The organism is Streptomyces sp. CB02923, from assembly GCF_001905005.1.
Classification (GTDB): Bacteria; Actinomycetota; Actinomycetes; order Streptomycetales; family Streptomycetaceae; genus Streptomyces.
In genome coordinates this window covers 165506-178770 of the sequence record NZ_LWKZ01000012.1, presented here as the reverse complement: position 1 = coordinate 178770, position 13265 = coordinate 165506, and the positions used below count along the sequence as shown (strand labels likewise).

At 75.3% G+C, this 13265-nt stretch carries 11 protein-coding genes; 6 read left to right on the top strand and 5 right to left on the bottom strand.

All coding sequences use genetic code 11. From position 1 onward, the window contains the following. Positions 1–158 precede the first annotated feature (158 nt). Complete coding sequence (locus A6A06_RS12520) at positions 159–1604, bottom strand: sensor histidine kinase (RefSeq protein ID WP_073762101.1); 1446 nt, start codon at positions 1602–1604, stop codon at positions 159–161. Positions 1605–1737: 133 nt separating this feature from the next. After that, a complete protein-coding gene (locus A6A06_RS12515; protein WP_073761291.1) occupies positions 1738–2430 on the bottom strand; it encodes a response regulator transcription factor in 693 nt (230 codons plus the stop codon). Positions 2431–2630: 200 nt separating this feature from the next. Between A6A06_RS12515 and A6A06_RS12510 the strand changes: the two genes are divergently transcribed. After that, positions 2631–3233, top strand: coding sequence for a hypothetical protein (locus tag A6A06_RS12510; RefSeq protein ID WP_073761290.1), 603 nt, complete (start codon positions 2631–2633; stop codon positions 3231–3233). A 67-nt stretch (positions 3234–3300) separates the two neighbouring features. On the opposite strand, the gene A6A06_RS12505 is transcribed toward A6A06_RS12510, so the two are convergent. After that, on the bottom strand, positions 3301–4167 hold the full coding sequence (locus tag A6A06_RS12505) for a spermidine synthase (RefSeq protein ID WP_073761289.1): 867 nt from the start codon (positions 4165–4167) through the stop codon (positions 3301–3303). Between the two features lie 188 nt (positions 4168–4355). Then, a complete protein-coding gene (locus tag A6A06_RS12500; protein ID WP_443333738.1) occupies positions 4356–4916 on the bottom strand; it encodes a hypothetical protein in 561 nt (186 codons plus the stop codon). Positions 4917–5147: 231 nt separating this feature from the next. Between A6A06_RS12500 and A6A06_RS12495 the strand changes: the two genes are divergently transcribed. Further along, positions 5148–6860, top strand: coding sequence for a tetratricopeptide repeat protein (locus A6A06_RS12495; RefSeq protein ID WP_242440705.1), 1713 nt, complete (start codon positions 5148–5150; stop codon positions 6858–6860). Between the two features lie 50 nt (positions 6861–6910). Here A6A06_RS12495 and A6A06_RS12490 read toward each other — a convergent pair whose 3' ends face one another. Then, positions 6911–7504, bottom strand: a complete 594-nt coding sequence (locus tag A6A06_RS12490; protein WP_073761288.1) for a histidine phosphatase family protein — start codon at positions 7502–7504, stop codon at positions 6911–6913. 309 nt (positions 7505–7813) lie between these two features. Between A6A06_RS12490 and A6A06_RS12485 the strand changes: the two genes are divergently transcribed. The 4 genes from A6A06_RS12485 to A6A06_RS12470 are packed head-to-tail and all read left to right on the top strand — an operon-like array spanning position 7814 to position 13176. Beyond that, positions 7814–8854 (top strand): phosphatase PAP2 family protein, encoded by a 1041-nt coding sequence (locus A6A06_RS12485; protein ID WP_073761287.1) that lies wholly within the window; start codon positions 7814–7816, stop codon positions 8852–8854. After that, entirely contained in the window at positions 8751–10247 is a 1497-nt protein-coding gene (locus tag A6A06_RS12480) for a hypothetical protein (RefSeq protein ID WP_443333737.1), read from the top strand. Before A6A06_RS12485 ends, A6A06_RS12480 begins: the two co-directional genes overlap by 104 nt. Continuing rightward, positions 10238–11791 carry a hypothetical protein gene (locus tag A6A06_RS12475; protein WP_073761286.1) on the top strand — a complete coding sequence of 518 codons (1554 nt, stop codon included), beginning with the start codon at positions 10238–10240 and terminating at the stop codon, positions 11789–11791. The genes A6A06_RS12480 and A6A06_RS12475 overlap by 10 nt, the downstream gene beginning before the upstream one ends. Then, entirely contained in the window at positions 11788–13176 is a 1389-nt protein-coding gene (locus tag A6A06_RS12470) for an AAA domain-containing protein (RefSeq protein ID WP_443333736.1), read from the top strand. Before A6A06_RS12475 ends, A6A06_RS12470 begins: the two co-directional genes overlap by 4 nt. The last annotated feature ends 89 nt before the right edge of the window (positions 13177–13265 follow it).

Here is a 13265-nt window from a genome sequence, read left to right as displayed (position 1 = left end):
GATGCATATGGAAGTCTTATGGCGCTCTTAAGGGACCGAAAGGGACCGGTTAAGCACGGCGGCCGAACGGGCCACCGGACGCCCCGGACCCGCCCCGGACCCGGCCCGGACCCGGCCCGGTTCCGACCGCGCCCGGTGCCGACCGCGCCCGGGGCCGCTCACCCTCCACCGGAACCGGCCTGCGTACGCCCTGCCGCCCGCCGCCCCCGCGAGCGGCCCAGGCGCCGCCCCAGCCGTCGGCGCAGGCGGTGTCCGGTGTGCCGGCGGCGTCCCGCGCGGGCCCGCCGGGCGCCGTCCAGCGCCAGCCACACCCGCACCTCGGTGCCGCCCAGCACGGACCGGCCGATGCGGACGTCCCCGCCGGTCGTCTCCGCGAGCCGCCGCACGATGTCCAGGCCGAGCCCGGTGGACCCGTCCCCGCCGTCCCCGTGGCCGCGCCGCAGGGCCGCGTCCGGGTCGTCGATGCCCGGCCCGGCGTCCGAGACCAGCACGATCACCGCGTCCTCGGCGTTGTGCACGTCCACCGCGAAGGCGGTGCCTTCGGAGGTGTGCCGGAAGACGTTGCCGAGCATCGCGTCCAGCGCCGCGGCGAGGTCGGGGCGTGCGACGGGGACGCGTACCGGCCGGTCCGCGCCCGCGACGCGCACCGTGCGCCCCTCGTCCTCCGCGAGCGCCGACCAGAAGTCCATCCGCTCCCGGATCACCTCGGCCGCGTCGCAGCCGGCCGCGAAGGCCGCCTGCCGGGCGTGCGCCTTCTGCTGCCGGGCGGTGCGGATGATCTGGTCGACCTCACGCTCCAGCTGGGCGACCGCCTCCCGGGTCTGGTCGGCGGCCGGCCCCTCGCCGAGCGAGGCGGCGTTCAGGCGCAGCACGGTCAGCGGGGTGCGCAGGCGGTGGGAAAGGTCGGCGGCCAGCTCGCGTTCGTTGGCCAGGAGCTGGACGACCTGGTCCGCCATCGCGTTGAACGCGGCGGCGGCCGAGCGCAGTTCCCTGGGGCCGTCCTCCCGTACGCGTACGCCCAGTTCGCCCCGGCCGAGGTCGTGGGCGGCGCCGGCGAGGCGTTCGGCGGGGCGCACCATACGGGTGCCGAGGCGGTCGGCGACGGCGACCGAGCCGACGATCAGCGCGAGGCCGACGCCGGCCAGCAGCACCCAGGAGGTGGTGACGCCGTTGGTGAGCGCGGCGTCCGGCACGTACACCTCGACCACCGCGATGCCGGAGGCCACGGCGGTGGGCTGGAGCAGTACCGAGCCGCCGGGCACGGGAGTGACGGAGGCACGGCCGAGTTCGACCGCGGCGTCGACGTCCCCCGGCCTGGCCCGGCGGGAGCCGATCTCGGCGGGCTCGCCGCCCTTTCCGCCCGCCGGTACGTGGACGCCGATGTAGCCTCCGGGTCCGCTCTCGGCGCTGGCGACGGCGCGTGCCAGCTGCGCGTGGTCGGTGGTGATGGCCAGGACGGGGCCGATGGTGGCCGCCTGCCGTTCGGCGTTGGAGAACGCGCGGTCCTTGGCCATCTCCTTGACGACGAGCCCGAGCGGTACGGCGAAGGCCACCACGACCATCGCGGTGACGGCCAGGCACACCTTGACCAGGGCCCATCTCACGGCGACGGCTCCGGCAGGGCCGCCGGGAGGCGTCCGGCCCGCGCGGGCGGCTCCGGCGCGTACGCCCGGCGGCACCCGGTCCGCGCGAGCGGCTCCGGCGCGTACGTCCCGCGGCACCCGGTCCGCGCAGGCGTCACCGCGGCGGTTCCAGCTTCACGCCGACCCCGCGCAGGGTGTGCAGATACCGCGGCTGGGCGGCTGTTTCGCCCAGTTTGCGGCGCAGCCAGGAGAGGTGGACGTCGATGGTCTGGTCGTCGCCGTACGACTGCTGCCAGACCTCGGCGAGCAGTTCCCTGCGGGGCACGACGACACCCGGGCGGCCGGCGAGGAAGGCGAGCAGGTCGAACTCGCGTCGGGTCAGATCGAGCGCCGTACCGTCCAGTTCGGCCTGGCGGCGCAGCGGGTCGATGCTCAGGCCGCCCACCTGGAGCACCCGGGACGGCGGTTCGCCGCCCGCGGTGGTGCCCCGGGAGCGGCGCAGCACGGCGGCCATCCGGGCGGAGAGGTGCTCCACCGAGAAGGGCTTGGTGAGGTAGTCGTCGGCTCCGTCGTTCAGGAGCCGGACGATCTCGGCCTCGTCGTCCCGCGCGGTGGCGATGATCACGGGTACGTCGGTGATCCCGCGCAGCATCTTCAGGGCCTCCGCCCCGTCCAGGTCGGGCAGGCCGAGATCCAGGATGACCACGTCGAAGCCGACGTGGGCCACCTCGCGCAGCGCCTCCAGGGCCGTACCGACGCTGCGTACCGTGTGGGACGCCTCGGTCAGATGCCGGATGAGGGCCGAGCGCACGAACTGGTCGTCCTCGACCACGAGCACACTTGCCATGGGCGGCACCGTACGCCATTCGAGTGCTCTTCTTTACCTGGGATTGACGTCGGGAGGCAGGCCATCAGCCCGCTTTTCAGCCGGTGTTGCGCATGGTATCCGTCCCGTCCCGGAACCTCCCGTGGCACCGCCTTTGTCCCGCTCGCCCCGGGACCTCCGGCCCGCTGCCCCGGCCGGGTACGTGGTGCAATATGAGCCGGATGCACAGAGGACTGGTTCACACGGCGGCCTGGACGCTGGCAACGGGCGCCGCCGTCACGCTGTCGTGGTTCGGCGTGCACACCGTGCTGGCCGGTACGGCGTACGACCCGCCGCGCGCGCTCCCGCGCTCCGACAACGCGCCGTCCCCACACGCCGGAACCGACGGCGACGCCTCACCCCGCGCCTCCTCCACGCACCGGCCCCGCCCGTCCGGACCGGCCTCCCGCCGCCCCGCACCGTCCACGAAACCGGGCGACCAGCAGCAGGAAACCGACGGCAGCGCGTCCGGCGGTGGCGTGTCCGGCGGTGGCGGAAAAGGTACGGGTACCGGCCCGCACCCTCCGCCCGGCGACGGCACCTCGCCCGCCACGGGCAGCACGGTCCAGAGCTTCTCCACCGCGGGCGGCCGGGTGGTCATCGACATGGGCACTCGGTCCGCCCAGCTGGTGTCGGCCACCCCGGACGCGGGCTGGCAGATGCAGGTGTGGCAGCAGGACCAGTGGCTCCGGGTGGACTTCCGGGGCGGCGCGGGCCACGCGTCGGTCATCTGCGCCTGGAACGGCCACCCGCCGACGGTCGAGACGGACAACCACGCGACCTGACCGGGCTCTTGACCGGCGCCCAGACGCACACCCAGGTGAACGCCCAGATGAACGCCCAGACGAACGCTCAGGTGAAGACGGCGGGCGGCGGGGACGGCGAATCCACCGCGGTCGCGTCCGTCACCGCCTGCGCCCCTCCGGTGAAGTCCAGCAGCGCGCGCCCGTGTTCGACCCGGCCTTGCTGCGGATCGGTCGCGGCGCGCCGGGTCAGCTCGGCGACCGGGAGCGGCCCGGCGGCGGCGAGCAGTACGGCGTTCCCGAAACGCTTGCCCCTCAGGACAGCCGGGTCGGCGGTCAGGCACAGCTCGGGGAAGACCGTACGGACCGTGGCGACCTGTGCCCGTACGAAGGCGAGCGGCGGGCCGTCCGCGAGGTTCGCCGCGTACCAGCCGCCGGGCCGCAGCGCCCGCGCGACCTCCCCCGCGAACTCGGCGCTGGTCAGGTGCGCCGGGGTACGGGCACCGCGGAACACGTCCGCGATCACCAGGTCCGCCCAGCCGTCCGGGATCTTGGCGAGCCCCGCACGCGCGTCCGCGCCCCGCACCCTGATCCGCCAGGCGCTGTCCAGCGGCAGCTCCCTGCGGACCAGTTGGACCAGCGGCGCGTCGATCTCCACGGCCTGCTGGGTCGAGCGCGGGCGCGTGGCCGCGACGTAGCGCGCCATGGTCAGCGCGCCGCCGCCGAGGTGCACCACCTGGAGGGGCTTGCCGGGCGGCCCGGCGAGATCGACGATGTGCCCGAGGCGGCGCTGGTACGCGAAGTCCAGGTACGCCGGGTCGTCCAGGTCCACGTGTGACTGCGGGGCGCCGTCGACGAGCAGGGTCCAGCCGCGCGGCCGGTCCCGGTCGGGACGCAGCTCGGCGACGCCGCCGTCCACGGTTTCCACCACGGCTTCGGGCCCCGTACGGGACCGGCCGCGCCTGCTCTTCGCCATGCCTCCAGTATGCCGCGTTCGCCCAGGTCAGAGTGCCCGGTGGAGCGGGAGGCCGCCGAGGCCGGGCGGTGGAACCGGAGTCCGCCGAGGTGGGACGGGCGGGGCGCGGGGCCGTCGAGGCCAGGCGTCGGGAAGCGCGGGGCCGCCGGGCGCAGCGCCGAGGCCGCAGGCCGCCGGGCCGCCGGGCCTCAGCGGCAGCGGTCGACGGCCTCGATCGTGCGGGCCGCCTCGCCGAGCGCCTCGCGCAGGACGACGGGGTCGGTGGCGGTGCCGCACGCGCCGTCCGGGGACACCAGCCAGTCGGTGCCCGTGACGGGCGGCTCGGCGGGGGCGCTGCCCGCGTCCCGCGCGCCCCCAGCGGGCGCCTCGCGCTCGTACGTCTGCGTACAGGCACTGCCCGGCAGGTCCCAGCCGTCGGCCGTGCCCGGAGGCACGAGGAAGCCGAGGGTGTCGCACGCGTCGTCGTGCAGGACCGGGCCGACACCGGCCCGCAGCCGCAGGATGTCGACCGCCTCCAGGCCCTGGCGGGCCGGCACCGTCACCAGGTCGCAGGTCCGGGGCGCCTCCGGGAGCACACTGCGCTCCGCGGAGGGCCAGCGCCGGTCCACGGCCGGCGAACCGTGCCCGCCGGACCGGCCGTTGGGGTGCGCCGCGCGGCCCGCGCGCCCGGGGCCGCCGTGCACTGCTCCGCCGGCACCCGCCTCACCGCTGACGACGGTCCTGACGTTGGCCACGCCGGTCTCCCGCACGGAAACCCCTCCTCTGCACGCGCCGCTCCCTTTACTTCCTGTTCAACGTCCGGACACGTCAACGGCTACGGCGGCAGGACGCCGCAAAGAATGGCACTTCATGGCGGATCGTGCGTGAGATATCCGGTTTGTAGCCAAACCCTGCGTGTCGGCTGGGTCACAGCTAGTACCGTCGTCCCGCCGCACCGCCAGGCCGCGGCACCGCCACGGAGACGGCACGGAGGATCTGCCATGGCGTCGCCAGCCGCGAGATCAGCGTCGTCCCACGTCCCCGCTCAGCCCAACCGCGCCTTCCGGCAGCTGCGCGGCCGCCTGTCGCCCGGCGAGTTCGCGGCGGCGGTGCGCCGCGCCGCGCGCGAGATCGGGGAACAGGTCGCCTGCGACGCCCGTTACGTGGGCCGCGTCGAGGCCGGGGAGATCCGGTGCCCGAACTACGCCTACGAACGGGTGTTCCGGCACATGTTCCCCGGGCTCACACTCGCGGACATGGGGTTCGCGGCGCGCGAGACGGTGCGCGGGCGGCGGTCCCGTACGGCGCAGGGAGGCGACGGTACGGGAACGGGGCACGACGCCGGGGCGCTTCCCGGCACGTGGACGGGCGCCGGGCAGACCGCCGGGGCCCCGGCAGGGCCCGGCCCCGGGCCCTGCCATCGCGATACGGACATCCAGACCGGCAAGGAGAGCGACGTGCTGCGTCGCGCGTTCATCACCGGCGGCCCGGCCGCCGCGCTGGGGCTCACCGCCCTGCCCCCCTTCGTCCCGGAGGCCGCCGCGGGCCCCCGCGTACCGGGCGCCGTGCCGCGTGTACCGGGCGCCGTGCCGCGCGCACCGGGCACTGTGCCGCGAGTACCGGGCCCTTCCCCTGCGGTCGGCCCCGGGCGGGCGGGCGAGTCCGAGGCTGCGGCCGTGGAGGAGGCGGTGCGCCGCATCCGGCTGCTGGACGACCGGCACGGCGGGGAGGGCCTGTACCGGCGCGCCGCGAAACCGTTGCGGACCGCGTACGAACTGCTGGACGCCGGAGTGCACCGCAGATCCGTCAGCGACCGCCTGCACGCGGGCGCGGGCGAACTGGCCATCTCCGTCGGCTGGCTGGCCCACGACTCGGGCCGCTTCGGGGACGCCCGGTCGCACTACGCCGAAGCGCTGGCCACCGCTCGTGTGGCCGGTGACGCCGCCCTTGAGGCGCACGCGTTCTGCAACACCGCCTTCCTGGCGCGCGACGCGAACCGCCCCCGGGAGGCCGTACGCGCCGCACAGGCCGCCCAACAGGCCGCGAAGTCCCTGGGATCGCCGCGTCTGCTGTCCCTCCTGGCGCTGCGCGAGGCGGGCGGCTGGGCGGGCCTGGGCGACCGCAGGAGCTGCGAGCGGGCGCTTCTGCGGGCGCAGCGGCTCTTCGCCCGGGGGCCGTCCGACGGTGATCCGGAGTGGATGTCCTTCTACGGGGAGGCCGAGTTGGCGGGGCTGGAGGCGCAGTGCTGGTCCGCGCTGGGCGAGCAGGGGCGCGCGGCGACGTACGCGCGCCGGGCAGTCGCGCTCCAGGACCCGCACTTCACACGGAACATCGCCCTGTTCACCGCGGAACTCGCGAGTGATCTCGCACTCGGCCGGGCGCCGGAGGAGGCCGCCACGGCCGGTACGCGGGCACTGGCCCTCCTGGAGGACGTCCGGTCGGCCCGCATCCGGACGATGCTGGACTCGACGGCGCGGGCACTGCGGCCGTACCGCGACGGTGCGGGCAGGAGGGGTGACGCGGTCGGCGCGTTCCTGGACCGGCACGCCGCCACCCGGCCGCCGGTGCGGACCTCGGTCGGGAGGGACGGACGGCGGACGGTGTCCGGGGCACGGCCCAGGCCGGGGCCGGGATCGAGATCAGAGCCGGGGCCGGGGTCGGGACCGGGATCGGAGCCGGGGTCAGGGCCTCAGGCGGATGCGCATACGGCATGACCGCACGGCCCTGCACACGGCATGACCGCCGTGTGCACGGCCGCCCCCGCTCAGCCCAGGTGGCCCGTGTCGTTCCAGCGCTCGATCGCCGGTTCCCCGTAGGCCCAGCCCAGCACCGACAGGGACGTCGGCTCCAGGCGGATGCGGGCGGCGAAGGAGACGTCGAGGCCGAGCCAGCGGGCTCCCAGGGAGCGCAGGATGTGGCCGTGCGCGAAGACCAGTACGTCGCGGTCGGCCGAGCGTGCCCACTCCACGACCTCGTCGGCCCGCGCCGCGACCTCGGCCAGGGTCTCGCCCTCGGGGACGCCGTCGCGCCAGATGAGCCAGTCCGGGCGCCCGGCCTTGATGTCGGCCGGCGTCAGGCCCTCGTACGCGCCGTAGTCGACCTCCATCAGCGCGTCCCAGTCCCGGGCCCGGTCGCCGAAGCCGGCCAGCTCGCAGGTCTCCTTCGCGCGTACCAGGGGGCTGGTGCGGACCTCGACGTCCGGCAGGCCGTCCCAGGGCGCGCGGTGCAGCCGCTCCCCCAGGAGCTTGGCACCGCTGCGGCCCTCCTCCAGGAGCGGAATGTCCGTACGGCCGGTGTGCTTGCCGGACAGGGACCACTCCGTCTGCCCGTGCCGGGCCAGCAGAATGCGCGGTGCCATGGGGAATACCTCTGACCGATTGCTCGGTTTTTCCGTCTTCGGGGCCCGTTCCGGGGCTCTTGCTGCTCGATCGGTGCTCGACTGATGTCCGGTTCTTGCCGCCTTTCGACGGAGACCGTCCGTTCCATCATCGCGCATCGCCCCTGTTTCCCGGGGCGGGCCCTCCCCCTGCCCGGAGCAGCGAGCCATACAGCGTACGGTGGAGGGTCGGCGTTTTCGCGCCGACGGGTGCCGCACCGCACCGCGCACCCCTCGCACCAGGCCCGCGACCGATCCGCCCCGGGCATCGCACGTTGGAGAACGATCAGGATGGACGCCGTAGCGCGCCGCCCCGCGGCAGCCGGCAGCCGGCCGCGCTGGTGGACGGAACTGCCACTGCTGGCCCTCGTGTACGTGGCCTACTCCGCGGGCCGCCTCGTGGCCCGCGGCGACGCGCACACCGCCACCGGGCACGGACAGACGATCCTCCGGTGGGAAGAGCTGCTGCGGATCGACCCGGAACGCGCGCTGAATCGTCTCTTCACCACCACGCCCGCCCTCGGCGTGCCCGCCGACTTCGCGTACGCCTCGCTGCACTACCTGGTCACACCCGCGGTCCTCATATGGCTGTGGAACCGGCGGCCCGCCCACTACCGCACGCTCCGTACGTGGCTCATGCTGGCCACCCTCGTCGGACTCGTCGGCTTCACGCTGCTGCCGACCGCGCCGCCGCGGCTGCTGGAGGCGGGCAGCGGGTTCGCGGACACCATGGCGGAGTTCTCCTCGTACGGGTGGTGGGGCGACGACGCGAGCGCGCCGCGCGGGCTCGGCGGCATGACGAACCAGTTCGCGGCGATGCCCAGCCTCCACGTGGGGTGGGCGCTGTGGTGCGGCGTGGTCCTGTGGCGGCACGGCCGGTCGCGGACGACGCGGGCCCTGGGGGTGGCGTATCCGCTGCTCATCGTGCTGGTCGTGATGGGCACCGCCAACCACTACCTGCTCGACGCGCTGGCCGGTACGGCCGTGATGGGACTGGGCCTGCTGCTGACACGCCCGGCGCTGCGGTTCGCGGACGGCGTGCGCGGACGGCTCCGGGCGGGCGGACGGCTCCGGACGGACGGGCGGCTTCGGGCAGGCTCGCGGCTCCGGGCGGACGCGCGGCTTCGGGCGGACGACGGCCTCGTCATGGGTACGGCGCCGGGCGCTCCGGCCGCCGGGGCGCCGGGTGCACACGCGAATGTCAGTGGCGGATGCCAGACTTCCGCGGGTGAACGTTTTCCGCGACAGCCGACCCGCCGCGGCCGACCGGCCGTCGGAGCAGCCGCCTCCGCTGCCGCAGCCGACGACGGGGCTGCGACAGCGGCTCGGTGAGCTGCGCGGCCCCGGCGTACGGCCGCGGCCGCTGGACGCCCGCGCGCTCGCCGCGCTGGCCGCCAACCCCGGCTGTCGCCGCCGTGCGTTGCTGGACGGCGCCGGGATCGACAAGGCGGCGCTCGCGGGCGCCCTCGGTTCGCCCGCGGCCTTCGGGCAGTCGCAGTTCGCGCTGGCCCGGGGCAACTCCTTCGAGGCCCGCGTCAAGGCGGACGGCGGCGCGGACCTGATGCAGCTGCTGTACGAGCGTATGGGCGGCGCCGCGGAAGCCCCCGCGCCCGGCCGGGTCGCCGTCCCGGACCTGTCCGCCGCCGGTCCCGAAGGGCGTGCCGCCCGTACGGCGCTGGCGCTGCGCGAGGCCACGGCCGCCGGCGGCTGGTCCCTGCTGGACCATCCCCTGATCACCCTGGACGTGGCCGGGTCGCCCGCCTACCTGGAGCCGGACGCGGTCGTGGTGCATCCGGACGGCGGCTGGACGGTCGTGGAGATCAAGTCCTTCCCGATGATCGACGGTTCCGCCGACCCCGCCAAGGTGGGCGCGGCGGCCCGCCAGGCGGCCGTGTACGTGCTGGCGCTGCGGCGGGTGGCGGCGCAGGTGCTCGCCAGTACGGGCCGGGCGGTGGCGGTGCGGGACCAGGTGCTGCTGGTCTGCCCGAAGGACTTCGCGAACCTCCCCACCGCCGAGGCCGTCGACATCCGTAAACAACTGTCGACGACCGCACGCCAGTTGCAGCGCCTCACCAAGGTCGAGGAGATCGCCGGGCAGCTCCCGCCCGCCACCACCTTCGACCTCCGGCTCGCGGACGACGGGAAGACGGCGACGCGGTCCGCCGCCGAGCTGGCCGAGGCGGTGGAGTCCGTGGACGCGGCCTACGCGCCGGAGTGCCTGGCCGCCTGCGAGCTGGCGTTCCACTGCCGGGGGCGGGCGCGCGCGGCGGGCGCCGTGGAGTCGCTCGGCCGCGGGGTGCGCGGTGAGCTGGGCGGGCTGCGTACGGTCGAGGAGGTGCTGGCGGCAGCGGTCGACGAGGCTCCGCCAGCGGCGCGTACGGAGAGCGCGGCGGACACGGACACCGCTCCTCAGGGCACGGCCGCCTGCTCCGCGGACGCGGACGTCCAGGCCGGCTCGCCGGACGCCCCCGCCACCGAAGCCCTGCGCCGAGCGGCGACCCTGCGCGCCGAGGCACTGACCGCTGCCGGGCACGGCGCCCGGGGCGGGGTGGGCCGGGACGGGAGCCGGACCGGGGACCGAGGCGAGAGCCGGACCGGAGACCGGACCCACGGTCGTTCCGACGGCCGTTCCGGCGGCCCTTCCGACAACCGTTCCGCCAGCCGTTCCCACGACCGTCCCCACGACCGCTCCGACGGCGCCGCGGAGGTGCAGGCATGTCGCTGATCGAGGTGCTCGCCAGGATGGAGGCCGTGGCGGCGGGCCGCGCCCAGCCGCTGACGACGGTCCGGCACCGGCACCTGTCCGCACACCCGCTGGTGTTCGTCCCGTTGACGACCGCGGGTGAGGCGGGCGCGCCGCTGGGCGCGCTGGTCGGCACGGACCGCGAGAAGCCGCTGCTGCTCGCCGTTCCCCAGCCGCGCGACCGTGACCTGCGGTCCACCTTCCTCGCCGAACTGGCCGAATCCGTCCTGCCGTACGTGGAGGGGTACGCGGACGCCGTCGAGCTGGAGGAGCGCAAGGAGACCGACCCCGAGACGGGCAAAAAAGTCCCGGTCGAGGTCGAGCTGTGCGCGGACGCGCCGCAGGTCGTCGTGCCGAGCGCGGCCGGCGTGGAGTACGTACGCCTGCTGGGCCGGTCCATGCGGTTCCGGCGGACCGCCGAACAGGATCCGGACACCCCGCACCCCGCCCCTCCCCATGTGCCGCTGCTGGGCCGCTGGTTCACGCATTTCGGCGAGCGGGCCCGGGTGCCGGGCGCGAGTCTGCTGCTGCCGATGACCGGGCTGCTCGCCCGCCACTGGGCGACCGGCCAGAGCAACCTGGAGGACCAGCACCTGGGTGCGCTGCTCGCCTGGACCGACCCGCCCGCGGGCGAGGACGGCGCGACGGCGGCGCAGCGCGCGGAGACGGCGCGGGACGCGGCGGGCCAGTTGCTGTGCCCGCCGGCCGGCCCGGCCACGGACCCGGCCTTCGACAACAAGCGTCTCGCCCCGGCGATGGCCCGTTACGACGCGGGGCTGCCCGGCGCCGAGGACGAGATCCGCGACCTGCTCGAAGGCCAGCTGCGCCCCACCTGGGACGCCGTATGGCAGGGCATCGACCTGCTCCGGGCCCTGCCGGAGGGCTCCCGGGTGGCCGACCGCTGGAAGCACGACCGCTGGTCCTACACCGCGCACCGCGACCGGGTACGGGCCGGTGAGCCGCCGCAGCCCAAGCGGGACGACGCGATCACGGCCGCGCGGAAGCTCTCCTCGCGGGAGACCGCCCAGGCGCAGCTGGACGCGCAGGAGGCACTGGACGACCCGCTGGTCATGGCGGGCCGACGGCTCGCCGGGGAGGCCATGGCCGGGCGGGTGACCGGGGTGGAGATGGCGTATTCGGAGGGCAAGCGGCCGATGCCGCGCCCGCTGGTGACGCTGTGGACGGACGACCGGCCGCAGCTGTCCGAGGGCGGCAAGCTGTACCGCCCGCTGCCGGAGGGGAAGGCCCAGTCCGCCGAGTTCGTCGCGTACACGACGGACGGGCCGGGCGGTCTGGTCGTCCGGCTGACCGGCGGAATGGGGCGTGGGAAGACCCCGGAGCCCGGGTCGGTGCCCGCGCCGGGCGATCAGGTGTGCTGGACCTTGTTCGAACACCAGCCGCGCGGCGGCCCGGAGCTGCCCGACCCCGAGGACACACCGTGGACGCACGGCGGGCCGCCCGCGGCCGACACCGCCGTACTGCCCGTGGACCTGCCCGATCCCGTCACCGCGGAGGACTTCCTGTGACCGAGGCCCGCCCCGCGCACCCCGACGTACCCGCCGCGCGACAGCCGGACGGCGCGGCGCCCTTCGACCCCGGCGCGGCGGCGGCCGCGGCCACCGACGCGATCGTGCACAGCACGCTGCACGGCACGCACCGCGGCGTGGTCGTCGACTCGCCGCCGGGCGCGGGCAAATCCACGCTGGTCGTACGGGCGGCCCGCGAACTGGCCGCGGCAGGGCGCCCGTTGATGATCGTCGCGCAGACCAACGCACAGGTCGACGACCTGGTGCTGCGGATCGCCGAGAAGGACCCCGAACTCCCGGTGGGCCGGCTGCACAGCAGCGAACCGGGCGCGTTCGACCCCGCGCTCGCGGAGCTGCCCGCCGTCCGCACGTCGTCGAAGGTCGCCGACCTGGCAGGCATGGACATCGTCGTCTCGACGGCCGCCAAGTGGGCGTACACCAAGGTCGACGAGCCGTGGCAGCACGCCATCGTCGACGAGGCGTACCAGATGCGCTCGGACGCGCTGCTGGCCGTCGGCGGCCTGTTCGAGCGGGCGCTGTTCGTGGGGGATCCGGGGCAGCTGGATCCGTTCAGCGTGGTCGGCGCCGAGCAGTGGGCCGGGCTCGCCTACGACCCGTCGGCCAGCGCCGTGACCACCCTCCTCGCGCACAACCCTGACCTGCCGCAGCACCGGCTGCCGGTGTCGTGGCGGCTGCCCGCCTCCGCCGCGCGGCTGGTCTCCGACGCGTTCTACCCCTTCACGCCGTTCCGCAGCGGTACGGACCACGGCGACCGGCGGCTCGCCTTCGGCGTGCCCTCCGACGGCTCGGCGGTGGACCGCGTGCTGGACGAGGCCGCCGAGGCCGGCTGGGGCCTGCTCGAACTCCCCGCCCGCCACACCCCGCGCACGGATCCGGAGGCGGTGCACGCCATCGCGCGGGTGGTACGGCGGCTGCTCGACCGGGGCGGCGCGGCGACCAGCGAGCGCGGCCCCGACCCCGCGCCGCTGACGGCCGACCGGATCGCGGTCGGCACGGCCCACCGCGACCAGGCGGCGGCGGTACGGACCGCGCTGGCCGGGCTCGGCGTCAGTGGCGTGGCCGTGGACACCGCCAACCGCCTCCAGGGAAGGGAGTTCGACGTCACGGTCTTCCTGCATCCGCTCTCCGGCCGCCCCGACGCCACCGCCTTCCACCTGGAAACGGGCCGACTGTGCGTACTGGCCTCCCGCCACCGGCACGCCTGCATCGTGGTCTGCCGCGCGGGCGTACCGGAGTTGCTGGACGAGCACCCGTCGGCGGACCCCGTACAACTGGGCGTCACGGTCAAGTTCCCGGACGGCTGGGAGGCGAACCACGCAGTACTGGCCCACCTGAACGAGCACCGGGTGACCTGGCGCCCCTGAGGGACGGTCGCGACCAGCAAGGTCATCTACCCGACAACGCGCATACCGGCGATGCGCCATAGCCGCGGCACACGCACCCGGCTTACCGT

Excerpts from the sequence above, each read along its gene's own strand:
- A6A06_RS12515 (WP_073761291.1), bottom strand. The coding sequence starts at position 2,430 with ATGGCAAGTGTGCTCGTGGTCGAGGACGACCAGTTCGTGCGCTCGGCC.
- A6A06_RS12495 (WP_242440705.1), top strand. The coding sequence starts at position 5,148 with ATGGCGTCGCCAGCCGCGAGATCAGCGTCGTCCCACGTCCCCGCTCAG.
- A6A06_RS12485 (WP_073761287.1), top strand. The coding sequence starts at position 7,814 with ATGGACGCCGTAGCGCGCCGCCCCGCGGCAGCCGGCAGCCGGCCGCGC.
- A6A06_RS12490 (WP_073761288.1), bottom strand. The coding sequence starts at position 7,504 with ATGGCACCGCGCATTCTGCTGGCCCGGCACGGGCAGACGGAGTGGTCC.
- A6A06_RS12510 (WP_073761290.1), top strand. The coding sequence starts at position 2,631 with ATGCACAGAGGACTGGTTCACACGGCGGCCTGGACGCTGGCAACGGGC.
- A6A06_RS12505 (WP_073761289.1), bottom strand. The coding sequence starts at position 4,167 with ATGGCGAAGAGCAGGCGCGGCCGGTCCCGTACGGGGCCCGAAGCCGTG.
- A6A06_RS12475 (WP_073761286.1), top strand. The coding sequence starts at position 10,238 with ATGTCGCTGATCGAGGTGCTCGCCAGGATGGAGGCCGTGGCGGCGGGC.